Annotated in this window: 19 protein-coding genes; 14 read left to right on the forward strand and 5 right to left on the reverse strand. The window is 74.4% G+C overall.

The window, feature by feature from the left end:
- Window positions 1–4: 4 nt before the first annotated feature.
- Window positions 5–1,018 carry an NAD-binding protein gene (locus tag AB0883_RS10575; RefSeq protein ID WP_366640979.1) on the reverse strand — a complete coding sequence of 338 codons (1,014 nt, stop codon included), beginning with the start codon at window positions 1,016–1,018 and terminating at the stop codon, window positions 5–7.
- Between the two features lie 197 nt (window positions 1,019–1,215).
- Between AB0883_RS10575 and AB0883_RS10580 the strand changes: the two genes are divergently transcribed.
- From AB0883_RS10580 to AB0883_RS10590, 3 genes are all read left to right on the forward strand, one after another.
- Complete coding sequence (locus AB0883_RS10580; protein ID WP_366640980.1) at window positions 1,216–1,713, forward strand: helix-turn-helix transcriptional regulator; 498 nt, start codon at window positions 1,216–1,218, stop codon at window positions 1,711–1,713.
- A gap of 138 nt (window positions 1,714–1,851) precedes the next feature.
- Window positions 1,852–2,451, forward strand: a complete 600-nt coding sequence (locus tag AB0883_RS10585; protein ID WP_366640981.1) for an ATP-dependent Clp protease proteolytic subunit — start codon at window positions 1,852–1,854, stop codon at window positions 2,449–2,451.
- A gap of 349 nt (window positions 2,452–2,800) precedes the next feature.
- Entirely contained in the window at window positions 2,801–3,463 is a 663-nt protein-coding gene (locus AB0883_RS10590; protein WP_366640982.1) for a methyltransferase domain-containing protein, read from the forward strand.
- Between the two features lie 47 nt (window positions 3,464–3,510).
- Here the strand turns inward: AB0883_RS10590 and AB0883_RS10595 are convergent, their stop codons facing one another.
- Window positions 3,511–4,488 carry a zinc-binding dehydrogenase gene (locus AB0883_RS10595; protein WP_366640983.1) on the reverse strand — a complete coding sequence of 326 codons (978 nt, stop codon included), beginning with the start codon at window positions 4,486–4,488 and terminating at the stop codon, window positions 3,511–3,513.
- A 299-nt stretch (window positions 4,489–4,787) separates the two neighbouring features.
- On the opposite strand from AB0883_RS10595, the gene AB0883_RS10600 reads away from it, so the two are divergent.
- The gene (locus AB0883_RS10600) at window positions 4,788–5,183 is read left to right on the forward strand and encodes a RidA family protein (protein WP_282313121.1); all 396 of its coding nucleotides are present in this window, start codon (window positions 4,788–4,790) and stop codon (window positions 5,181–5,183) included.
- A gap of 97 nt (window positions 5,184–5,280) precedes the next feature.
- Here the strand turns inward: AB0883_RS10600 and AB0883_RS10605 are convergent, their stop codons facing one another.
- From AB0883_RS10605 to AB0883_RS10615, 3 genes are read right to left on the reverse strand one after another with little or no spacing between them, the layout of a single operon-like run.
- Complete coding sequence (locus AB0883_RS10605) at window positions 5,281–7,155, reverse strand: BTAD domain-containing putative transcriptional regulator (RefSeq protein ID WP_366640984.1); 1,875 nt, start codon at window positions 7,153–7,155, stop codon at window positions 5,281–5,283.
- Window positions 7,156–7,196: 41 nt separating this feature from the next.
- The gene (locus AB0883_RS10610; RefSeq protein ID WP_366640985.1) at window positions 7,197–8,747 is read right to left on the reverse strand and encodes an amino acid adenylation domain-containing protein; all 1,551 of its coding nucleotides are present in this window, start codon (window positions 8,745–8,747) and stop codon (window positions 7,197–7,199) included.
- A complete protein-coding gene (locus tag AB0883_RS10615; protein ID WP_366640986.1) occupies window positions 8,744–10,102 on the reverse strand; it encodes an MFS transporter in 1,359 nt (452 codons plus the stop codon). Before AB0883_RS10615 ends, AB0883_RS10610 begins: the two co-directional genes overlap by 4 nt.
- Before the next feature lie 765 nt (window positions 10,103–10,867).
- On the opposite strand from AB0883_RS10615, the gene AB0883_RS10620 reads away from it, so the two are divergent.
- The 10 genes from AB0883_RS10620 to AB0883_RS10665 are packed head-to-tail and all read left to right on the forward strand — an operon-like array spanning window position 10,868 to window position 22,622.
- Window positions 10,868–11,116, forward strand: a complete 249-nt coding sequence (locus AB0883_RS10620; protein ID WP_366640987.1) for a phosphopantetheine-binding protein — start codon at window positions 10,868–10,870, stop codon at window positions 11,114–11,116.
- Entirely contained in the window at window positions 11,113–14,304 is a 3,192-nt protein-coding gene (locus AB0883_RS10625; protein ID WP_366640988.1) for an amino acid adenylation domain-containing protein, read from the forward strand. Before AB0883_RS10620 ends, AB0883_RS10625 begins: the two co-directional genes overlap by 4 nt.
- The gene (locus AB0883_RS10630; protein ID WP_366640989.1) at window positions 14,301–15,026 is read left to right on the forward strand and encodes an alpha/beta fold hydrolase; all 726 of its coding nucleotides are present in this window, start codon (window positions 14,301–14,303) and stop codon (window positions 15,024–15,026) included. The genes AB0883_RS10625 and AB0883_RS10630 overlap by 4 nt, the downstream gene beginning before the upstream one ends.
- On the forward strand, window positions 15,023–15,763 hold the full coding sequence (locus tag AB0883_RS10635; protein WP_366640990.1) for an SDR family oxidoreductase: 741 nt from the start codon (window positions 15,023–15,025) through the stop codon (window positions 15,761–15,763). Before AB0883_RS10630 ends, AB0883_RS10635 begins: the two co-directional genes overlap by 4 nt.
- Window positions 15,760–17,040, forward strand: coding sequence for a glutamate-5-semialdehyde dehydrogenase (locus AB0883_RS10640; RefSeq protein ID WP_366640991.1), 1,281 nt, complete (start codon window positions 15,760–15,762; stop codon window positions 17,038–17,040). Before AB0883_RS10635 ends, AB0883_RS10640 begins: the two co-directional genes overlap by 4 nt.
- The gene (locus AB0883_RS10645) at window positions 17,037–17,306 is read left to right on the forward strand and encodes a phosphopantetheine-binding protein (RefSeq protein WP_366640992.1); all 270 of its coding nucleotides are present in this window, start codon (window positions 17,037–17,039) and stop codon (window positions 17,304–17,306) included. Before AB0883_RS10640 ends, AB0883_RS10645 begins: the two co-directional genes overlap by 4 nt.
- Entirely contained in the window at window positions 17,303–18,634 is a 1,332-nt protein-coding gene (locus tag AB0883_RS10650) for a TrpB-like pyridoxal phosphate-dependent enzyme (protein ID WP_366640993.1), read from the forward strand. The genes AB0883_RS10645 and AB0883_RS10650 overlap by 4 nt, the downstream gene beginning before the upstream one ends.
- Window positions 18,635–18,644: 10 nt before the next feature.
- Window positions 18,645–19,883 (forward strand): acyl carrier protein, encoded by a 1,239-nt coding sequence (locus AB0883_RS10655; RefSeq protein WP_366640994.1) that lies wholly within the window; start codon window positions 18,645–18,647, stop codon window positions 19,881–19,883.
- The gene (locus tag AB0883_RS10660; protein WP_366640995.1) at window positions 19,880–21,379 is read left to right on the forward strand and encodes a class I adenylate-forming enzyme family protein; all 1,500 of its coding nucleotides are present in this window, start codon (window positions 19,880–19,882) and stop codon (window positions 21,377–21,379) included. Before AB0883_RS10655 ends, AB0883_RS10660 begins: the two co-directional genes overlap by 4 nt.
- Window positions 21,372–22,622: a type III PLP-dependent enzyme gene (locus tag AB0883_RS10665; RefSeq protein WP_366640996.1), complete on the forward strand. Its 1,251-nt coding sequence runs from the start codon at window positions 21,372–21,374 to the stop codon at window positions 22,620–22,622. The genes AB0883_RS10660 and AB0883_RS10665 overlap by 8 nt, the downstream gene beginning before the upstream one ends.

A 22,622-nucleotide genomic window follows, 5' to 3' on the forward strand; every position in this document is an offset into this window, starting at 1 on the left:
CCGGTCAGGAGGCTGCGGTCGCCTGCGGGCGGTCGTCGCGTACGTGCACGAGCATGTCGCCGGTCTCGATGACCGCGCCGGCCTTGTCGGCCAGGGTGACCACCTTGCCCCGCCGGACCAGGGCGATGACCAGCGATTCCAGCTCCCGGGGGGAGCGCCCCACCTCGGAGCGCTCGGCGGAGCGCATTGCCAGCGCCATGCCCTGGCCGGGGGTGAGCAGGTCCTCCACCACGTCGATCAGCGGCGGGGCCGAGGTGGACAGGCCCAGCAGCCGGCCGGCGGTGGCCGAGGAGACGATCACGTGGTGGGCGCCGCTCTGCTTGAGCAGCGGGGCGTTCTCCGCCTCCCGGGCGGCGGCGATGATCCGCACCTGCCCGGCGGTGAGCTGCCGTACGGTCAACGCCACCAGCACCGAGGCGTCGTCGCTGTCGGTCGCGATGATCACCGCCTTGGCGTTGCGTACGTGCGCCTCGTTGAGCACCGACGAGCGGGTCGCCGAGCCCTCGATCGCCACCAGGCCGGCCGAGGTGGCCTGCCGCAGCGCCGGACCGCTGCGCTCCACCACCACGATCCGGGACTTGTCGAGACCGTTCTCCAGCAGGGCGGAGACCGCGCTGCGGCCCTTCGTGCCGTAGCCGCAGATGATGACGTGGTCCTTCACGGCTCTCCTCCACCGCGACAGGCGGCGCCCGGTGCGGTACTGCTCGGTCAGCACTTCCAGGGTGGTGCCGACCAGGATGATCAGGAAGATCACCCGGGCCGGCGTGATGTAGACGACGTTGATCAGCCGGGCGGTCTGGCTGACCGGGGTGATGTCCCCGTAGCCGGTGGTCGAGAGGGTGACCACCGCGTAGTAGAAGCAGTCGAGGAGGGTCAGCGCGTCCTCGTTGACGTCGCGGTAGCCGTCCCGGTCGAGGTAGACCACGGCGACGGTGGCGAAGACCAGGCCGATGGCGGCGGCCAGCCGGAGACTCAGCGCGCTCAGTGGGCCCCGTCGCTGGGCGGGAAAGTGGATCACGTGAGGGCCTTCCCCGGCCCGGTCGTCGCCTGCACGAGCACAACATAGCGGCCTGCGCGGATCTTGCACGGCGGGGCCGTCGACCCGGGGCACGTGGGCTCACCCACGACGCGCGGCGCGACGGGACGACCCGCGCGGCCGACAGGGGGCATGATGATGGGTGTCCCCCGGACGACGAGCCCGAAAGTGAGGCCCGCATGTCGTTGCTGCGACGAGTGATCGGCGGGGTGCTGCGCCGGCTCCGGCTGCGGCAGGGCCGCACGCTGCGCGAGGTGGCCGAGGCCGCCGGAGTGTCCGTGCCCTACCTCTCCGAGGTCGAACGCGGTCGCAAGGAGGCCTCCTCGGAGGTGCTCGCGGCGATCTGCCGGGCGCTCGGCATCCACCTGTCCGACCTGCTGGAGGAGGCGCGCGACGACCTGCGTCGGGTCGAGCCACGCATCCCGGCCGCGCCCCGGGCCGGCCTGGCCCGGCTGGAGCGGGCGGAGGTCGGCCGGCCCGACGCCGCCACCCCGGCCGCGCGGGTCGCGCCCCGGGCCGGCGGCCCACTGCTCCACCTGGCTCCGCGCCCGGGCGGCACGACCCTCCAGGCCGGGCGGCCCACCTCCGCCGTGCACGGCCACTCCGGCCCGCGTACCCGCGTCGCGCTGGGCTGCGGACGGGCGCGGGTGGGCGCGCGCGCATTGACCGTCGTCTAGGCCGGCCGGTTCTGCCGTCGGCTGATCTGCCGCCGGCAGAATCATTGGCCCCGTGGGTGGCGTTCCGCGCAGGCTGGAGGGGCCGGTCCCCCGGGCGCCCTCCGGTCGCCCGCCGGCAGTGCCGGAAGGGCGGACGCGATGATCGGTCTCGACGTGCGGATGTTGGACGGCGGGCAGCCGTCCTTCGGCGACCAGGTGTTCGACCGGCTGCTGAAGGAGCGGATCATCTTCCTCGGCACGGAGGTCACCGACGCCTCGGCGAACCAGATCTGCGCCCAGATGCTGCTGCTCGCCGCCGAGGACCCGGAGCGGGACATCGTGCTCTACATCAACTCGCCGGGTGGCTCGGTGAGCGCGGGCATGGCCGTCTACGACACGATGCGGTTCGTCCGCAACGACGTGGCCACGGTGGCGCTCGGCTTCGCCGGCTCGATGGGGCAGTTCCTGCTCTGCGCGGGCACGGCCGGCAAGCGTTTCGCGCTGCCCCACTCGCGGATCATGATGCACCAGCCGTCCGGCGGGATGGGCGGCACCGCCGCCGACATCAGGATCCAGGCGGAGAACATGCTGCACGTGAAGCGGACCATGCAGGAGCTGATCGCGCGGCACAGCGGGCGCAGCCTGGAGGAGATCCAGCGGGACTGGGACCGCGACCGGTGGTTCACCGCCGAGGAGGCCCGCGAGTACGGTCTGATCGACCGGGTGGTCACGAAGGCCGAGCAGCTCCCGGCGAGCTGACGGACCGGGCCGCGACGGGAGGTGGCGACACCGGCGTCGGACGCGCCCCCTCGATCCGCGTCCGACCTCCGGTACGCGATGGCCATCGCCGTGCTGGCCGCCGATACGACGGAGCCTATTCCCGCCGGTGGGAATCCGCTCGGGCTGCCGGCGCAGCGTCTTGTGCACGAATCTCGTTACACGAATCCCGCTGCGTCCGGCGGTGCCGCCCGTACGAGGGCGCGCAGGGCGGCGGCGAGCACCCCCGGCCGAGGCCCCGAACCGGTGCGGCACGGACGCCGCGCCGGCGCACCCGGGGCGTTCGAGGAGGTGTCCGCCGCCCGACCCGGGACCGGTAGCGTGCGTGGGCGTGACCGAACCGGACCACCTGCACGACACCCGGGCCTCCTACGACGCCATGGCCGCCGAGTACGCCGAGCAGTTCCAGGACGCGCTGGCCGACATGCCGTGGGACCGGGCGGTCCTCACCGGCTTCGCCGACCTCGTACGCGCCGCCGGGAACGGGCCCGTCGCCGACGTCGGCTGCGGCCCCGGTCGGCTCACCGGGTACCTGCACGGGCTCGGACTGGACGCCTTCGGCATCGACCTCTCCCCACGGATGGTCGAGATCGCCCGCCGCGCCCACCCCGACCTGCGCTTCGAGGTGGGCGCGATGCCCCACCTGGAGCTGCCGGACGCCTCGCTCAGCGGCGTCGTGGCCTGGTACTCGACCATCCACGTCCCGGACGAACTGCTCCCGGCCGCCTTCGCCGACCTCCGCCGCGTGTTGGCGCCCGGCGGTCACCTGGTCCTGGCGTTCCAGGTCGGCGACGAACCGCTGCACCTGACCGAGGGGTTCGGCCAGTCGATCTCGCTCAGCTTCCGGCGTCGGCGACCGGACCGGGTCGCCGAACTGCTGACCGAGGCCGGGCTGGACGTACGCGCCCGGCTGGTGCGCGAGCCGGAGACGTACCCCTTCCAACAGGAGCGCACGCCGCACGCGTACCTGTTGGCCCGCCGGCCGGCCGGCTGAGCCCCGCGCCGGCCACCGGGCCGCCGACCCGGCCCTCTCCCCTGTCGTCAGCGCGGCAGGGTCAGCACCACCTTGCCGAGCGCCCGGCGCCCCTCCAGGTCGGCGTGCGCGGTGGCGGCGTCGGCCAGCGGGTAGGTCGAGACCAGCGGTCGCCACCAGCCCTGCCCGGCCAGCTCCAGCGACCGGGCGGCCAACGCCGGGATGCCGCCGGGCAGGGCGCGCATCCGCTGCCCCAGCCAGCCCACGGTCAGGCCCCGGCCGACGAGGTCGTCGGTGCCGATCCGGGTCGCCTCGCCCGCCGACCAGCCGAACATCATGAACCGGCCGCCCGGCCTCGTCAGCTCCAGGGCGGCCCGGCCGACCGCGCCGCCCACCCCGTCGTACACCAGGCTCAGGCCGCCGACCCGGTCCCGCACCACGTCGGCCCAGTCCGGGCGGCCGTAGTCCACCACGAGGTCCGCGCCCAGCTCGCGCAGCTTCGCCGTCCGGTCGGCCCCGCGCGCCGCCGCCACCACGGTGGCGCCGGTCGTCCGCGCGGCCTGCGCCAGCAGCCAGCCGACCCCGCCGGCCGCCGACGGCACGAAGACGACGTCGTCCGCCGTCGGCGGTTCCAGCTCGAAGATCCCGAGGGCCGTCCGGCCCGTGCCGACGGCGGCCACCGCCTCGGCGTCGGTCAGCCCCGGCGGTACGGCGAACAGCGACCCGACGGCGGTGACCGCCTGCTCGGCGTAGCCGCCCGGCACCATGCCCAGGTGCGCGACGACCCGTCTGCCGCGCCACGCCCCGTCCACGCCCTCACCCAGCCCGTCGACGACGCCGGCGACCTCCCGGCCGGGGACGGTGGGCAGGTCGGGCAGCGGGAGCGGGCCGCCGGCCTCGCCCCGGCGCAGGGTCGTGTCGAGCAGGTGCACGCCGCTGGCCGACACGGCGATCCGGACCTGGCCGGGGTCGGGTGTCAGGTCGGGCAGGTCGTCGAGCACCAGGTTTTCGGGGGGACCGAACTCGTGAAGCCGAATGGCGCGCATGCCCCCATCCGACAACCTCAATCCCGCTTCAGGTCAACCCTCGCGGGGCGCTGGACGGTCGGCACCACCATCGGGGTCCCGGTCGCCGGCGCTGGCACACGACCCCGGCGACACCACCGGCCTCGCCGAGTGGGCCGACCGCACGCGGGGAGGTTGGGCGAGACCCCGCTCCGGGTACCAGAAGGAGCCCGGACGGGACGCGGTCCCGGTCCGTCCGGGATTCGGTCCCCCGGGACGACCTTTAGACTAAGGTCACAGTCCGTAATCCGGATTCCCCCGGACAATCGGAAGGACTTCACGTGATCGAGACCATGCAGATGAGGCCGATCAACCCCGAGTCGGTGCCGGAGGCCACGGGCGGTTACCACAACGCGCTGGAGGTCCAGACCGCCGGCCGGATGCTGTTCATCAGCGGGCAGATCCCCCAGACCCGGGACGGCCACGTCCCGGCCACCCCCGAGGCCCAGTGCCGACTGGTCTGGGACAACATCCGGGCCGTCCTCGCCGACGCCGGCATGGACGTCGACAATCTGGTCAAGGTCACCACGTTCCTGGCCGACCGCCGGCACGCCGACGTCAACACCAAGGTCCGCAACGAGGTGCTCGGCGCGCACCGTCCGGCCCTGACGGTGATCGTCACCGGGATCTTCGACCCGGAGTGGATCATCGAGATCGAGGCGATCGCCGTCGCCTGACCGGCCCCTCCGACGGCCGGCCCGCCGCCGATCAGCCGCCGGCATCCGGGCCGCGGACAGCCGGGCCGCCGCACCGCGGGCCCGCTCGGGGGTCGGCTCACCGGCGCGGTCGGGCGGTCGTGCTGGGATGCTGCCCCTGCAGGGCGACGACCTGGTCGCACTCCGGGCTGCGGCCCAGTTCGCGCACGTGGGCCCGGACGATCTGGGGGATGCGGTAGCGGCCGTCCGGCAGGGCCTCGGCGAGCCCCGCGTCGACCAGGCGTTCGGCGGCGACCTCGGCGACGGCCATCGGCTGGCCCGACAGCGCGGCGAGGTTCGCCACGCTGACCAGGCCCCGGTCCAGTCGGCTCAGCAGCCGCAGGGCCCGCAGCGCCACACCGTCGCCGTCGCCGTACCGGGTCAGCACCCGCACCGCGCCGGCGAGGCAGTCCCGGATCGTCATCGACTCGCAGACCAGGGCGTCGAGCCGGGCGGCGGGATCGGCCAGCCGGGCGGCGAAGGCGGCGAGAGACCAGTTCTGCCGCGTCGCCAGCCGGGCGGCCGCGATCCGCAGGGCCAGGGGCAGCGCGTCACAGCACGCCACGAGCGCGCGCGCCGCCTCGGGCTCGGCGTCCACCCGCTCGGCGCCGAGGTGGTACCGGAGCATGTCGAGCGCGTCGTCCGTGTCCAGGGAGCCGACGGAGACCCGGGTGGCGCCGTCGAGGGTGGTCATCCCGGACCGCGAGGTGACGATCAGGGCGCTGCCGACCGGCACCGGCCCGAGGACGCGTACCTGCGCGGCGGTCGCCACGTCGTCGAGGACGACCAGGACCCGACGGCCGGTCAACAGGGCCGACCAGCCCGACGCGGGGTGGTCGGCCGTCGGCGACGACAGCCCGAGCGCCTCGGCCAGGACGCGCACCGCCCGGGCGGCCTCCGCCGGCCCGTCGGGTGTCCCCCCGTCCATGGGCACGAACACCGACCCGCCCGGATGCTCCGCGGCCAGCTCGTGCGCGGCGCGTACCGCCAGGGCGGTCTTGCCGGCGCCGGCCAGGCCCTGGACCACGCCCGGCCGCCCCGACCGCACGCCCCTGACCAGCCGGCCCAGCTCGGAGCCCCGCCCGTACAGGGGCACCGGGTCGGCGGGGAACCGGGAGGCCGGCGGGCTCGGCGTGACCACCCGGACGGGTGGACGGGCCCCGGGGTGGTGCAGCCGCAGCGCCGGATCGTTGCGCAGGATCCGCTGTTCCAGGTCGCGCAGGGACTCGCTGGGCTCGATGCCCAGCTCGTCGACCAGCAACCGCCGCAGGTCGCGGTACGCGCCCAGGGCGACCGCCTGCTGGCCGTCGCGGTACAGGGCGGTCATCAGGTGGGCGTGCAGGCGCTCCCGCAGGGGATGCTGGCTGACGAGCACCTTGAGTTCCGGCAGCAGCATGCCGTGCCGGCCCAGCTCCAGCTCGGCGCCGATGCGGGCCTCGACCGTCGCGATCCGGGTCTCCTCCAGGCGGGCCACCTCGGCCATCACCAGTGGGGTCGGCCGGACGTCGGCCAGCGGGGCGCCGCGCCACAGCGCCAGCGCCGCGTCGAATCCCTCGACGGCGGCGTCCGGCAGGCCGGCCGCGAGATCGGCGTGGGCCTGCCTGATCAGCCGCTCGCACTCGCCGATGTCGATCGTCTCGGGGGCGACCACCAGGCGGTAGCCGGGACTGCGGGTGGTCAGGACGCGGCCGTCGCGGTCGTTGAGGGCGCGGCGCAGCCGCCACGCGTACCCGGCGACGAGGCCGCTGGCCGAGGCCGGCGGCTTGTCGTCCCAGAGTTCGGCCACCAGTTGTTCGAGCGACACCACCTGGTCGGCCTTGAGCAGCAGCATCGCCAGCAACGCGCGCTGTTTCGCCGAGCCGATCCCCCGCCACTGGACGCCGTCGTGGAACTCCACCGGCCCCATCAACCGGAAACGCAGGCGGGCGGGCGGTGCTTGCGGCGGGATGGGCATCTCTGCTCTCGATTCGTGAGCGTGGTGGGAGTCGGTGCCGCTCAGACCAGTCCGACGTCCGCTGCCAGCCGCCGGCGGTCGACCTTGCCGTTGGCGTTGACCGGGAAGAACTCGACCCGGTGGTACCGCGCCGGCGCCATGTAGGGCGGCAGGTGGTCGGCCACCAGGGCCGCCAGGGCCGCCTCCGCCACGGTGTCGCAGGTGTAGAGCGCGTGCAGCTCGACCCCTCCGGCACCGGGCAGCGCCAGGACGACGACGTCGTGCACCCCCGGGTGCCGGCGCAGGACGGACTCGATCTCGCCCAGCTCGATCCGGTAGCCGTGGATCTTGACCTGGTCATCGAGCCGGCCCAGGTGGACCAGTTCGCCGTCCTCCCGACGGACCCGGTCGCCCGTCCGGTACCAGCTCCGGGGGCCGGGCGGGCCGTCGACCGGGAGCGTCCGGTGCCCGTCGTGGTCGACGAACCGGCCGTGGTTCTGCGCGGCGTCGAGGTAGCCGTCGAACCGCTGGCCGCCCCGCACGCAGAGTTCGCCGTCGTCTCCGGCGGCCCCGTCGGCCGCCAGCAGGACCCCCTCCAGGTGCGGATGGATCCGCCCGATCGGCACGGTGTCGTTGCTGGTGCGGGGCCACCGCGCCGGATCGGCGGGAAGCTGGTAGCGGGTGCAGGTGACGGTGAGTTCGGTGGGCCCGTACAGGTTCTCCAGGGTGCTGCCCGGCGCGGCGTCCGCCCACGCCCGCGCCTGGGCCAGGGTGAGCTGCTCACCGGCGAACAGGCTCCACCGCAGGCCCGGCATGCTCCCGGGCCGCAGGGTGCGCAGGCGGCGGGCCAGGGAGATCACCGACGGTACGGAGAACCAGTGGGTGATCCGGTTGTCGTTGACGTAGCGGACGGGAGCCAGGGTGTCGCCGGGCGCGGCGACCACCAGCAGCGCGCCGGACAGCCAGGCGACGAACATGTCGAACACCGACGGGTCGAAGGTCAGCTCGAAGGTCTGGGACAGCCGCGACCCCGGCCCCACCTGGTAGGCCCGCACGCAGTGCGCGAGGTACGGGGTGAGGTTGCGGTGCCGGATCGGCACCCCTTTGGGCATGCCGGTGGATCCGGAGGTGAACAGGGTGTAGGCGACGTCGTCGGGGCCGCCGGCGTACGCGTCCGTCCACCGCTCGGCCGGCACGTCGTACCAGCGCTGCTCCAGGGTGTCGGGCAGGTGCAGGACGCCGGCCGGCCCGGCCGCCTCGTCGGCCACCCGCCGGCCCGCGTCGTCGGCGAGCAGGGCGTCCACCCCGGCGTGGGCGCAGGTCCGCCGGATCCGTTCCGCCGGCGCGTCGGGGCCGAGCGGCACGACGGTCGCGGCCAGCCGCAGCGTGGCGAGATAGCCGACGTACGCCGCGAGGCTGCGCGACGCGCAGAGGCCGACGACCCGGGGCGGGCGGCCGTGCAGGGCGACCAGCCGGGTGGCCAGCCGCTCGACCCGGTCCAGGAGTTCGACGTACGTCAGCTCGTGCCCGGCGACGCGCAGCGCCGGGGCGTCGGGATGCCGGCGGACGGCGTCGGTGAACCCCTGGAAGAGGGTCCGGCCGTCCGCGCTCACCGGGAGCCGCCGGTGGTCGCCGCCTCCGGCAGGTCCCCGCCGTCGTCGGCGGTGCCGGCGCCCCCGCTTCCGTCCGGGCCGCCGGGCGCCGGCGCGGCGGCCGGGCCGTCGACCTCGGCGATCCGCTCCGCCGTGACCACCTTGAAGAACGGGTAGATCAGCAGCACGCAGAGCACCGCGAAGAAGCCGAACGCCACCTGGTAGGAGAAGACCTGGGCGAGGATGCCGGCGAGGATCGCGGCGACCGGGGTCATGCCCCAGGCCACGAGGCGGCTCGCGGCGCTGAACCGGCCGAGCATGTCGGCCGGCACCAGCGACTGCGTGATGAACCGGGAGTTGACCGTCCACATCGTGCCGCCGGCACCGGCGACGAACGCCGCGGCGCCGATGACCCAGGCGCTGGACGGCGCGGCGGGCAGCAGCGCGGGGGCCGCGACGAGGGCGAAGGCGCCGACGATGTCGGTGAACATGGACCAGCGTCGGCCGATCCACCGGTTGACCGGCCCGACGATGACGGTGCCGATCACCCCGCCCGCGCCGAGGCAGGTGAGCAGGAAGCCGTACTGCCGTTCGTCGAGGCCGAGCGGGCCGCCGACGGCGTAGACCGGGATGAGGGCGAGCCACGCCGCCCAGCAGCCGGCCATGATCGCGATGAGCAACGCCATCGTCCGGAGCAGCCGGTGCTGCCAGAGGAACCGGATGCCCTCACGGATGTCCTCGTTGACCGAGCGCTTGCGGGTGGCGGCGGCCACCTTGAAGTTGCCGACCAGCAGGAGCAGCAGGACCGCGCCGGCCACGTACGCGAAGCCGGTGACGCCGAGCGCCAGGCCGAATCCGATCGCCACCAGGAAGCCGCCGATCGGCTGCCCGGCGAAGCCGTTGAACAGGTATTCCAGGGCGGTGATCCGCGCGTTGGCGGTCTCCCAGCGGTGTTTCGGCACGGCCGACGGGACGATGGAGGCTCCCGCGATTCCGGCCACCACGTCGGCCAGGCCGATCACCAGGGCGGCGGCGTAGATCAGCGCCAGGGTGGGGCTCGCGGCGAGCACGGCGACGAGGAGCGCGCCGACGGAGACCATCCGGGCGATCTCGGCGGCCATCAGCAGGGCCCGCCGGTCCATCCGGTCGACGAAGACCCCGACGTGCAGCGCGGCCACCAACCACGGCAGGCTCATGATGGCCGCGACGGCGGTGACCACGACGGGCGACCGACTGATCTGGGCGGCGAGCAGCGGGAGGGCGATCCGGGCCACCGCGTCGGCGATGTTCGTGGTGCCCGTGAAGATGACCAGAATCCATTCGTTTCGCCTGGCTCCGGGCGGATCCGCCTGCGCTGTGGTGTGAGCTGTGGCCACGACAATCCCTCGCACGGTCTTGAATTAGGAGAAGTGAATGGGAACTCTGCCGCGAAGTACGCACACCACCCGGACAAACGATAAAGGCGCATTCCCCCGGTCGCGCATGTCAATTAGCTGACACGCAATGCCGAGCGGGTGAGCGACCGATCCCGCACTTTTGTCCCGGTCGTCCCCGACAATTCCGATCGGGCTGGTCGCCGGGGCGAAGTGGAGTGGCAGGTCATCGGGGTCCGCGTTGGCAGGGTGGTCGTACGTATATCGGCAGGCGGCTCCAACAATCGCGGAAAGTCCGTTTCGGACCTTATGGGAATACTCTGCGTTGCGCTGGTTGCACCATAGGTCATCCAAGGGGACGTGTCCATCCTCACTCAGCGGTTCGGCCGGCCCCTCGGCGGCGGCCACGACCGGCCATCACCGCCCCGAATAATGCGTACGGGGCGTTTCTGTCGCCCCGTGCCGCATCTGGGCGATTACGGCGGCATTGCCGCCCCGCCGCGCACCGCCTCCCGGCCTCCGCCACTGGCCAGCGCCCTTTTTGCGCCGCCCCGGCCGGAGCCGGACGGGGGCACCGGGGTGCCGACCGAATCAGCGACCAACGACATTCCATCCCGGGAACATCGAGAAAACATCGGCGCCGGGATGCTCGGACCCGTAGAACTTCCAAGCGCAAATTCAGTCGACCCCACCTCGATCGGCGAACGGCTCCTCGTCCGGTTTCCGATCATTGCGGCGCGGCCGACCTCAGGTGAACGGGAAGCAGGGATGACGACTCCAGCTGACCTCGACACGACGATCGCGAAGTACGCGTCGGTGGCCTTCGACGACTCGACCCCCCTGCTGGAGGCCGGCCTCGAATCGCTGTCCCTGCTGCGGCTCGCCGTCGAGCTGGCCGACGACGACGACGCGGAGATCGACGCCACCCGCCTGGTGGACCTCCGCACCGTGGGCGACCTCAAGCAGTGGCTACGCGAGCTGAGCGGCCTGGCAGCCGAGACCGGAGGCGCACGGTGACCACGACGGCCGGGACGGAACCCGCGACGGACACCGGGCCGGTGCGACTGCCCATCACCGAGTCGCAGAAGGGGCTGCTGGTCGTCAACGAACGCTCGCCCGGCCGCGCCGTCTACAACCAGCTCGTCCGGTTCGACATCGACCCGTCGATCCCCGACGAGACGATCGAGCGCGCGCTGGCCACGGTGGTCGCCGTCCAGCCGGCGATGCGCCAGGTCTTCGGGCTGCTCCCGGAGATGCACGCGCGGCTCACCCCGCCGCCGGGGCCGGAGGACTTCCCGCTCGAACGGGTCACGGCCCGGCTGCGCGACTTCGAGGAGGCGGTCGGCGCGGCACAGCGGCGGATCGGCCGGCCCGAGTTCGACCTGGCCAACGGCCCCGCGTACCGCTTCGCCGTGGTCCGCTGCGTCGACGAGCCCCGCGTGGCCGTCCTCATGTGCGACCACCACATCATCCTCGACGGCGTGTCGATGGGGCCGCTGGTGCACGACCTGGAGGAGGCGCTGTCCGGCCGCCTCGTCGGGGCGGAGATCGAGCAGCGGCGCGCCGCCCGCGAGAAGGCCTTCGTCAAGGAGCTGGCCGCGCAGAACCGCACCGCCACCTCCGACCGCGTCGTCGACCGGTCCCGGGAGTGGGCGGCCCGGTTGCGGGAGGTCCCACCCCTGGTGCTGGCCCCACTGCCCGGCCGCGCCGCGCAGACGGAGTTCACCGGCGACCGGGTCAGCTGGTACCTCAGCCAGGCCGAGACGACCGCGCTGTCGGAGACCTGCCGGCGGCTGGAGATCTCCCCCTTCGTCTTCTTCTCCGGCGTCTACGGCACCGTGCTGGCCCGGCACGGCAACGTGTCCAGCGTCCTGGTCGGCAGCCCGTTCATGGCCCGCCGCACGATCGGCGCGTTCGACCTCGGCGGCTTCTTCGTCAACACGCTGCCGGTCACCGTCGACGTGGAGTGGGGCCGCACCGTCGACGAGCATCTGGGCAAGGTGGTCCGGGAGTCCATCGACTTCTGCCGCGCGAACGTCGACGTCACCTTCAACCGGCTCGTCGCCGACGTACGGCCCGACCGCTCCAGCAACCGCAACCCGCTGTTCTCGGCGATGCTCGCCATGCAGGACACCTTCACGCCGGAGGCGGGCGGGGCCGTGCTGCGGGTCCTGGAGCCCGGCAACGGCACCGCCAAGTTCGACCTCTGGCTGGGCGCCACGCCCGTCGACGGCCGGTGGCTGCTCGAACTCGAGTACGACCGGCAGCTCATCGCACCGGTCGTCGCCGACGGGCTGCTCACCTCGCTGCGCGACGCCGTACGCGGGGCGGTCTCGGACGGCTCGCGCCGGCTCGGTGACCTCTTCGCCGACGCCTCCGCCGCGGCCAGCGTCCGCTCCGACGGCTGGACCAGCCCGCTGACCGGCGACACGCCGTGGGACTGGGTGACGGCGGCGGCCCGGCGGCGCCCCGACGCCCCGGCGATCGAGGACCCGACCCGCCGGCTCGACTACCGGCAGTTGCTGGCCGAGGCCGAGCGGATCAGCGCCGGGCTCGCCGCGCACGGCGTCGGTCCCCGGGCCGTGGTGGGCCTCGCCGCGACGACCCTCTGCGACACGGTGACCGCCATCCTGGCCATCCTCCGCCGGGGCGCGGCGTACCTCCCCCTGGATCCGGGCCTGCCCGCCGAGCGGTTGGAGTACATGGTCCGGCGGGCCGGCTGCGAGTTCGTCGTCGGCGAGGCGCTGGTGCCCGACGTGCCCACGGTCGCGGTGGCGGACCTGGCCGCCGCGACGGAGCCGGTGCCCGAACCGCTGGCCGATCCCGACGCCCCGATCTACGTCATGTACACGTCGGGCTCCACCGGGCAGCCCAAGGGCGTCCAGATGGGGCACCGCCCACTGGCCAACCTCACCAGCTGGCAGATCGCGGCCCTCGGCATGGACGCCGAGACCCGCTTCCTGCAGTACGCCCCGCTCGGCTTCGACGTCTCCTTCCAGGAGATCCTGCCGACCCTGGCGGCGGGCGGGACGGTGGTCTCCCGCGAGCCGGCCGACCGGCGGATGTTCACGGCCGTGCTCAGCCGGATCGCCCGGACCGAGGTGACCCACGTCTACCTGCCGGTCGCGGCGCTGCGCCCCCTGGTGCAGACCGCCGCGGGCCGGGGCACCCGGTTGCCCGCGCTGCGTTACCTGTGCGTCTCCGGCGAACAGCTCATCGTCGACGACGAGATCCGCGAGTTCTTCCTCGCCCACCCGCACTGCACCCTGGTCAACCTGTACGGCCCCACCGAGACCCACGCGGTCACCTCGCACCGGCTGTCCTACCGGGACGCGGTCTGGCCGACCCACGTGCCGATCGGCCAGCCGTACCCGGGGGTGAGCGCGTACGTGGTCGACGCCACCGGCCACCTCGCCCCGCCCGGCGTCGCCGGCGAGCTGCTCCTCGGCGGGGACTGCCCCGCCGACGGCTACATCAACGACCCCGAGATCACTGCCGAACGGTTCGTGCCCGACAGGTTCTCCGGCGCGCCCGACGCGACCGCGTACCGCACCGGGGACCTCGTGGTCCGCGACGACCGGGGCGACCTGGTCTTCCTGGGGCGGATGGACACCCAGGTCAAGATCCGGGGATACCGGATCGAGCTGGGCGAGATCGAGGCGGTCGCGAACCAGGTCGACGGCGTCCGACAGTCGGTGGCGGTGGTCCGGGGCTCCGGGGCCGACCGGGAACTCGGGCTGTTCGTCCGTCCCGACGCGGGCTCCACCGTCGACCCGGAACAGGTCCGCCAACGGCTGACCACGGCGCTGCCGGTCTACATGCGTCCCCTGTGGATCTTCCCGGTCGACCGGGTCCCGACCACGCCGACCGGCAAGACCGACCGCGACGCCCTGCTGCGGCTCGCCGACGAGCTGCTGGTCGAGCAGCAGAGCGCGGACAGCACGGAGGTCGCGTACGCCGACGACCTGGAGCGGGAGCTGGCCGGGCTCTGGGGCGGGGTGCTCGACGTCGAGGGCATCCGGCCGGACCGCCCGCTCATCGAGTACGGCGCCCACTCGCTGAACATCTTCACCACCCTCGCCGAGGTGCAGGAGCGCTACGGGGTGGCGGTGCCGCTGGTCGACTTCTTCGCCGCGCCCACCGTGGCCACCCTGGCGGGGCTCGTCCGCTCGGCGCGCGGCGAGGACCCGGCGGTGACGCCGTGACGGCCAGGCTGCCCGGCCGGCTGGTTCCCCTGCTGCGGAAGGGCGCCCGACCGGCGTGCGTGCTGCTGCCGGGCGCCGGCGGCGGCCTGCACCCCTACCTGCGGCTCGCCGCGGCCATCGGCAGGACCCACAACGTCGCGGCGGTACGCGCGGCCGGCCTGCTGCCCGACGAGGAGCCGGACCTCAGCATCGCCGAGATGGCCGACGCGGCGGCGCGGGCGCTGGACGAGGACGGGACCGTCCCGGCGGCCGTCCTCGGCTGGTCCCTCGGCGGCTCGGTCGCCTGGGAACTGTGCGTCCGGCTGGCCGAGCGGGGGCACCTGCCCGACCTGGTGCTGGTGGACGCGACGCCGCTGCCGCGCCACGCCACGGCCGAGGAGGACGCCCGGGTTCGCGAGACCGTCGTCGGGATGCTCGGGCCGCGCCCCGACCCGGCTACCGTCGAGCGGGTCCGGCGGGTCTTCGACACCCAGGTCGCCGCCCTCGCGGACTACCGGGCCGACCGGCCCTACGCCGGTCGGGTGCTGATGCTGATGTGCACCGACGAGGAGTTCGGGTTCCGGGTGGAGGCCGCGGCCCGGTGGCGGGAACTCGCACCGGACCTGCGCGCCGGGCAGCTCGACGCCGGGCACTTCGACGTCTTCGACCCCGACCGCCTGCCGCAGCTGGTCGACGAGGTGACGCCGTTCCTCGGCCGGGCCTCCGGTGCGGTGCGGCGATGAGCCCGTTGGCGGTGGTCAGCGGCGGCACCCGGGGCATCGGCCTCACCTTCAGCCGCCGGCTGGTGAAGCTGGGACACCGGGTGGTCGCGCCGTACCGGGGTGACGCCGTCGCGGCGGCGTCGGCGGCGGCCGAGCTCGGCGACGCGTTCCACCCCGTCCGGCTCGACGTCGGCGACGCCGCCGCGGTCGACGCCGCCGTGCGGACGGTCCTCGCGGAGCACGGCCCGCCGACCGTGCTGGTCAACAACGCGGGCATCAACATCGACCGGCCGTTCCTGGAGATGTCGACCGAGGACTGGCGGCGGGTGCTGGACACCAACCTCTCCGGCGTCTTCCACCTCACTCGGGGGTTCGCGCCGGCGATGCTGGCGGCCGAGCGCGACGGCGTGATCGTCAACGTGGGGGCCACCACCGGCATCCGCCCCCGCCGCAACGGCGTGAACTACTGCGCCAGCAAGGCCGGCCTGCTCCAGCTCACCAAGTGCCTGGCGCTGGAGCTGGCGCCCCGGATCAGGGTCAACTGCCTGATCCCGGGCATGACCGAGACCGACGAGCTGGTGACCCGGTTCCGGCTGGACGACCCGGCCGCCCGGGCGGCGGTGGTCGCGGAGATCCCCCGGGGCCGCATCGGCACCACCGAGGAGATCGCCGACGCCCTGGAGTTCCTCGTCGGGCCGGCGAGCGGATACCTGACCGGGCAGAAGCTGATCGTGGACGGTGGGCAGTTCATGTGGTGACCGATGTGGACGAGATCCTGGACGGCGCGACGCGGGCGCGGGCCGAGCTGCCCTCGCCCGGCGACGGGCGCTACGACAGGTACTGCGAGGCGCTCGCCGACCGGCTCTCCTCCGGCTGGGCCGACGTCCTGGCGGCGAACGCCACCGACGTGGCCCGGGGCACCGAGGCGGGTCTCGGCCCCGAGCTGGTGGACCGCCTGGCGCTCGGCAAGCGCCACCTCGACGCGCTGGTCGACCTGATCGCCCGGACCCGCGCGGCGCTGCCGGCGGTGACCGCGCCGGCCGCCGGGCACCGGGCCGGCAACGGCGCCACCGTACGCCGGCTGCCCAAGCCGCTCGGCGTGGTACTGATGATCTTCGAGGCGCGGCCGACGGTGACCGTGGAGGGCGCCCTGCTCCCGGTGGCGGTCGGCAACGTGGCCGTCCTGCGCGGCGGGTCGGAGATCGCGGCCACCAACCGGGCCCTCGCCGCCGTCGTCGGGCAGGCGCTCAAGGACGCGGGGCTGCCCGCCGGCACCGTACGGATCGTCACCGACCCGGACCGCCGGCTGGTGCGGGCCCTGCTGAAGCGGCACGACGCGGTCGACGTGCTGATCCCCCGGGGCAGCCCGTCCCTGATTGACTACTGCCTGACCAGCTCCACCATCCCGGTCATCGCCAGCGGCGGCGGCGTCAACCACCTCTACGTCGACCGCAGCGCCGACCTGGAACTGGCCGCCCGGATCGCACTCGACAGCAAATTGGGCGAGCCGACCGCGTGCAACACCCTCGAACTGGTGCTGGCCCACACCGACGTGGCCGAGGAGCTGACCCGGGCCCTGCTGCGGGCCGGCGCCGGGCTGGCCGAGCCGTGGCTGCTGCGGGTCGACCCCCGGCTGACCGCCGCCGTGCCCGCCGGGGCGCCGGTGGCCGAGCTGACCGCCGCCGACGACGGCCGCGAGTTCCTGGAACGCGCGGTCGGCATCCGGCCCGTCGCCGGTCTCGACGAGGCGGCGGCCCACATCCGCCGCTTCGGCTCCCGGCACACCGAGGGCGTGGTGGCCGCCGACCCGGCGGTCGTGGCCGGGTTCCTGGCCAGGGTGGACGCCGCCGCGCTGGTGGTCAACGGCTCCCTGCGCCTGCACGACGGTCCGACGATGGCGCTGGGACCGGAGCTGTCCATCAGCACGGGCCGGCTGCACGTGCGCGGGCCCGTCGACCTGTCCGCCCTGCTGACCTGGAGCTGGGTCGTCGACGCCGGGGGCAGGCTGCGCGGCGACGGGACGGAGGCGGCATGACGGACCGGTCCCTGATCAACGAGGCCGTGAAACGGCTGGTCGTACGCGAGTCCCGGCTCACGGTCGACCCCGGCACGGTCGACGACCACGAGCCCCTCAACGGCGACCTGCTGCGGGTCAACTCGCTGGGCTTCCTCGGCATGCTCGTCCGGCTGGAGGACGAGCTGGACGTGACGCTGCCGGACGACATCTTCGCCGGGCGGACCTTCACGACCGTCGCGGACCTGGTCGACGTCGTCGCCGACGTGGTGAAGGAGGAGTCGTGACCGAGACACCCCGGGCCTGGCGCAGCGTCCTGCCGCACCTCGGCTACGAGCTGCCCGCGGACGTGACGCCGGCGGACACCGGTGGCCCGGTGACCGCGACCCTGCCGCTGGAGCTGATCCGGCAGAGCGTGTCGGCCCGGGAGTTCTGGCCCGTCCCGGAGCCGGTGGCCGAACGCTACCGGGCCTACCGGCCGGCGCCGCTGTGGCGGGCCCGACGCTTCGAGGCCGAGATCGGGGCCACCGTCCCGATCTACGTCAAGTACGAGGGCGGCAACATCTCCGGCAGCCACAAGTTCAACACCGCGCTGGCGCAGGCCCACTACTACCACCGCGCGGGCTTCCGGGAGCTGGTCACCGGCACCGGCGCCGGGCAGTGGGGCAGCGCCCTCGCCGCCGCCTGCGCCGCGTTCGGCATGGCCTGCACCGTCTTCATGGTCGGCGGGAGCCTGCGCGACAAGCCGTACCGGGGCAGCCTGATGCGGCTCTACGGCGCGGAGCTGCACGCCAGCCCCAGCCCGCTGACCGGGGTGGGACGGGCCGCCGCCGAGCGGCCGGGGCAGGGCAACAGCCTCGCGCTGGCCATCGGCGAGGCCGTCGAGTACGCCCGGGCGGACCCCAAGCGGGCGTTCTGCATCGGCAGCGGCGAGACGTACAGCATCCTGCACCAGTCGGTTATCGGCCTGGAGTCGATCGACCAGCTCGCCGCCCTCGACGCCACCGTGGACGCGGTGGTCGGCTGCGTGGGCGCCGGCAGCAACTTCGGCGGGCTGGCCCTGCCGTTCTTCGCCGCCTGGCGGGCCGGCGAGCTGGACGTGCCCGCCGACCTGATCGCGGCCGAGTCCAGCGCCACCCCGAAGCTGACCCGGGGGGTGTACGCCTACGACCACACCGACTCCACCGGCACCGGCCCGATGGAGCCGATGTACACGATCGGCAGCGGGTACGCGATCCCCGCGTCGCACTCGGCCGGGCTGCGCTTCCACGGCGCGGCGAAGCTGGTCTCCGCCATGCGGCACCGGGACCAGATCTCGGCGCTGGCGGTGGGCCAACGGGAGGCGCTGACCGCCGGCCGGACGTTCGCCCTGACCGAGCTGGTGCTGCCCGCGCCGGAGTCGGGTCACGCGCTGGCCGCCGCCGCCCGCGTGGCGACCGGGCACGAACCCGGGCACCCGGCGCGGCACGGGGTGCTGGTCTGCGTCAGCGGGCACGGCCTGCTCGACCTGGCCGCGTACGACAAGCTCCTCGCCGGTCTGCCCGAGGACCGGCCGGCCGACGCGGACGCGTTGCGGGCGGCGACGGCGTCGCTCCGCGCGGTCCACCCGACGTGAAGGGCGTGACATGGTCGCTGTGCCTGCGGTGCCGACGCGCAGCCGGGAGTGGACGCCGGTGCTGACCGGTCTCCGCGCCGACCTGCTGGACTGCGTCCAGGTGAACCTGGCCGCGCTGGCCGACCGGGCCTACCGGCCCGGCGCGCACCTGGCGCTCGGCGCCACCCTGCGCTTCCACGCCGCCGAGGGGCCCGCCGGGACGCCGGCGGTGACCGCGTCGGTGGACCAGCGGCTGGCCGAGGCGGCCGACCTGCTCGGCCTGCGGGTCGCCCGGCGCTGGGACGACGTGCCCGGCGCGCGGCTGCGCGAGCTGCTCGCGGAGCACTCGCCGCTCTACGTGGTCGCCGACACGTTCACCATGAGCTGGCTGCCCTACGCCGGCCACCAGCACATGGAGCACAGCTTCCTGCTGGTCGAGGCCGGCGAGCACTGCGTCGTGGTCGACGGCTACCACAACTCCACCCAGTGGGGCGACGCGCGACCGGGGACGTGGCGGATGTCGGCCGCCGACTTCGACGCGGCGGTGCCCCGCGCGACCGCGATGACCGTCGTCGCCGAGGGTGCCCCGGTGCTCGACCGGGCGGCGGTCCTGCGCGACAACGCCGCCGCGCTGCGTGCCCAGGCCGACCGGATCGAGGACTACCTGGCGGCGGTCCGGCGGCGGGCGGGCGAGGCGGCGGCGGCGGCCCAGCTGGTGCTCGACGTGTGGCTGCTCGGCCGCTCCCGGGCCCTGCACGCCGCCTGGCTGGCCGGCGCCCCGGACACCGCCGACGCGGCGCGGGAGGCCACCGAACGCGCCGACGCCTGGCTCGCCCTCGCCGGTCAGAGCTACGTGGCGATGCGCCGGGTCCGCCGGGGCGGCGTCTTCCCCGCCCCCGTCCTCGACCAGCTCGCCGGCCTGCTGCGCGACGACGTGGCGCTCGCCGGGCGCCTCGCCGACGCCGGGCCGGTGCCGCCGCCGCAGGACGGGCCGGCCGCCGACCCGGGCCGGATCCGCGCGGTGCTGGCCGACGAGGTGCGCGCCGTGCTCGGCGTCGGCCCGGAGGTGCCGGTCGACGGGCGTCCCCTGCGGACGCTGTCGGGCTTCAACTCGTTCCGGCTGGTCGAGGTGATCGAGCGGGCGGAGGCCCGGCTGGGGGTGGAGCTGGACCCGGACGACCTTACCGGCCCGGCCCTGCACGACCTCGACTCGCTGGGCGCCGTGTTCGAGCGGGCCCGGCCGGCGACGCAGGGGGTGTCGGGCCGGTGAGCGGGCTGCTGCACGACCTGCTGGACCGCACCGCGACCGCCCGCCCGGACGCGCCGGCGATCGCGCACGGGGACCTGGTCCAGAGCTACGGCGAGCTGGACGCCGCCAGCCGGCGGCTCGCCGGCTGGCTGGCCGGGCGGGGTGTCCGCCGGGGCGAGCGGGTGGTCGTCTGCCTGCCCACCGACCCGCTGCTGCCCGCCCTGCTGTACGCCTGCTCCCGGGCGGGCGCCGTGTTCAGCGTGGTCAACGACCAGTCCCCCGCGATCGCCCTGGCGCACGTGCTGACCGACGCGGAGCCGGCGCTGCTCGTCACCGACAGCCCCCGGGCGCTGGCCGTGGCCGCCGATCACGGGGTGCCGACCGTCGGCACGGCGGAGCTGCGCGGCGTCGTACGGGACGGCCCGGACGCCGAGCCGGCGGCGGCCCCGCTGGCCGTCGACCCGGTCTGCCTCATCTACACCTCCGGCAGCACCGGCATGCCGAAGGCGGTGGTGTCCACCCACGCGCAGGTGGTCTTCGCCGTCGGCGCCATCGCCTCCCAGCTCGCCTACCGGGCCGACGACGTCGTGTGGTGCGCCCTGCCGCTCTCCTTCGACTACGGCATGTACCAGATCTTCCTCAGCACGCTGGCCGGCGCCCGGCTGCACCTGGCCTCCCCCGCCGACACCGGCCCGACGCTGCCCCGGCACCTGGTGAACAGCGCCGCGACCGTGCTGCCCGCGGTGCCCGCGCTCGCCCGTGGCCTGGCCCGGATGCTGTCCCGCCCGGGCACGGCCACGCCCGCGCTGCGCCTGCTCACCAACACCGGCGCGGCGATGCCGCCCGAGGTCCTGCGCGACCTGCGCGCCCGGATCCCCACCCTGCGCGTACAGCTGATGTTCGGGCTCACCGAGTGCAAGCGTGCCGCGATCATGCCGGTCGACGAGGACCTGCGCCGGCCCGGCGCCTCCGGGCGGGCCCTGCCGGGCACCGAGATCCTGATCGTGGACGCGGACGGCGCGCCGGTGCCGCCCGGCACCGTCGGCGAGATCGTGGTCCGGGGCCCGCACGTGATGGCCGGCTACTGGCGTCGCCCGGAACTGACCGCGCAGCGCTTCCCCCGCGTCGAGGGGCTCTTCCCCCAGCTGCGCACGGGCGACCACGGCTGGCTCGACGCTGACGGCTACCTCTACTTCGTCGGCCGGCGCGACGACATCTACAAGGAACACGGCATCCGCGTCAGCGTCACCGAGGTCGAGGCGGCGGCGTACCGGATACCGCAGGTGCAGGCCGCCGCCGTGCTGCCGCCCCGCGCCGAGGACGGCGGCGACTCGGCCACCCTGTTCGCGGTGACCGAGCTGACCGCGCCGGAGGTGCTCGCCGCGCTGCGCACCGAACTCGACGAGATCAAGACGCCCCGGACCTGCCTGGTCGTGCCGGAGATCCCGCTGACCCGCAACGGCAAGGTCGACCGGGCGGAGCTGTACCGGATGTGGACGGAGCGCGCCCGTGTCTGAGCTCGCGGGACTCTTCGACCGGCCGGACGCGCCGCAGACCCCGGCGTACCTCTACGACCTGGACGAGCTGGCCCGCTCGTACGCGGCGCTGCGCGCCGCCCTGCCCGCGCCCGCCGAGCTGTTCTACTCGCTCAAGGCCAACCCGCACCCGACGGTCGTCGCCGACCTGACCGCCGCCGGGTGCCGGGCCGAGGTCTGCTCCCCCGGCGAGCTGCGCGTCGCGCTGGCGGCCGGCTGCGATCCGGCCGAGGTCCTCTACACCGGCCCGGGCAAGCGGGACGTCGACCTGGTCGAGGCCGTACGGGCCGGCGTCGGGCTCTTCTCCGTCGACTCGCCGTACGGGCTGGACCAGCTCGACCGGGTGGCCCGCCAGCACGGCGTCGAGGTACGCGCGCTGGTGCGGATCAACGACGACACCCCGGCCCCCGGGCAGAGGCTCACCATGACCGGCGTCGCCTCGCAGTTCGGCGCGGACGTGCGCTGGGTGCTGGACCGGCCCGACCTGTTCGGGCCGCGCCGGAACGTGACCCCGGTCGGGTTCCACCTCTACATGGGCAGCAACGTCGACGGCGAGGACGCCCTGCTCGCCCAGTTCACCCAGTCCGTCGACACCGTGCGGCGGCTGGCCGCGGCGACCGGGACGCAGCCGGAGCTGATCGACCTGGGCGGCGGCTTCGGGGCACCCTTCGCGCGGGCCGGCGACCGGCCGGAGCTGCCGAAGCTGGCGGACCGGCTGACGGCGTTGCTGGGCGACGCCTTCCCGGGCTGGCCGGAGCGCGGGCCGGGGGTCGCCTTCGAGTCCGGCCGGTACCTGGTCGGCACCTGCGGCACGCTGGTCACCCGGGTCCTGGACGTGAAGCGGTCGCAGGGCGCCACCGTGGTGGTGCTGGAGTCGGGCATCCACCACCTCGGCGGGATGTCCGGGCTGCGCAGGCTGCCGCCGATCGTGCCGGACCTGGTCACCGTGGACGCGGCGGCCGGCGCGCCGGTGCCCGGGACCATCGTCACCGGGCCGCTGTGCACGCCGCTGGACACGTGGGCCCGCGCCGCCGCTCTCCCGCCACTGGTCCCAGGCCAGCTGGTCGCCGTGCCCAACGTGGGCGCGTACGGCCTCTACGCCAGCCTGGTGGCCTTCCTCGCGCATCCCATGCCGGTCGAGGTCACCGTCGCCGGGGGCCGGATCACCGGCGTGACCCGGCTGGAGCTCACCCGGCACACCGTCATCGGCAGCGACAGGGGTTGA

The sequence above is a fragment of the Micromonospora sp. NPDC047812 genome (genome assembly GCF_040704175.1).
Lineage (GTDB): Bacteria > Actinomycetota > Actinomycetes > Mycobacteriales > Micromonosporaceae > Micromonospora.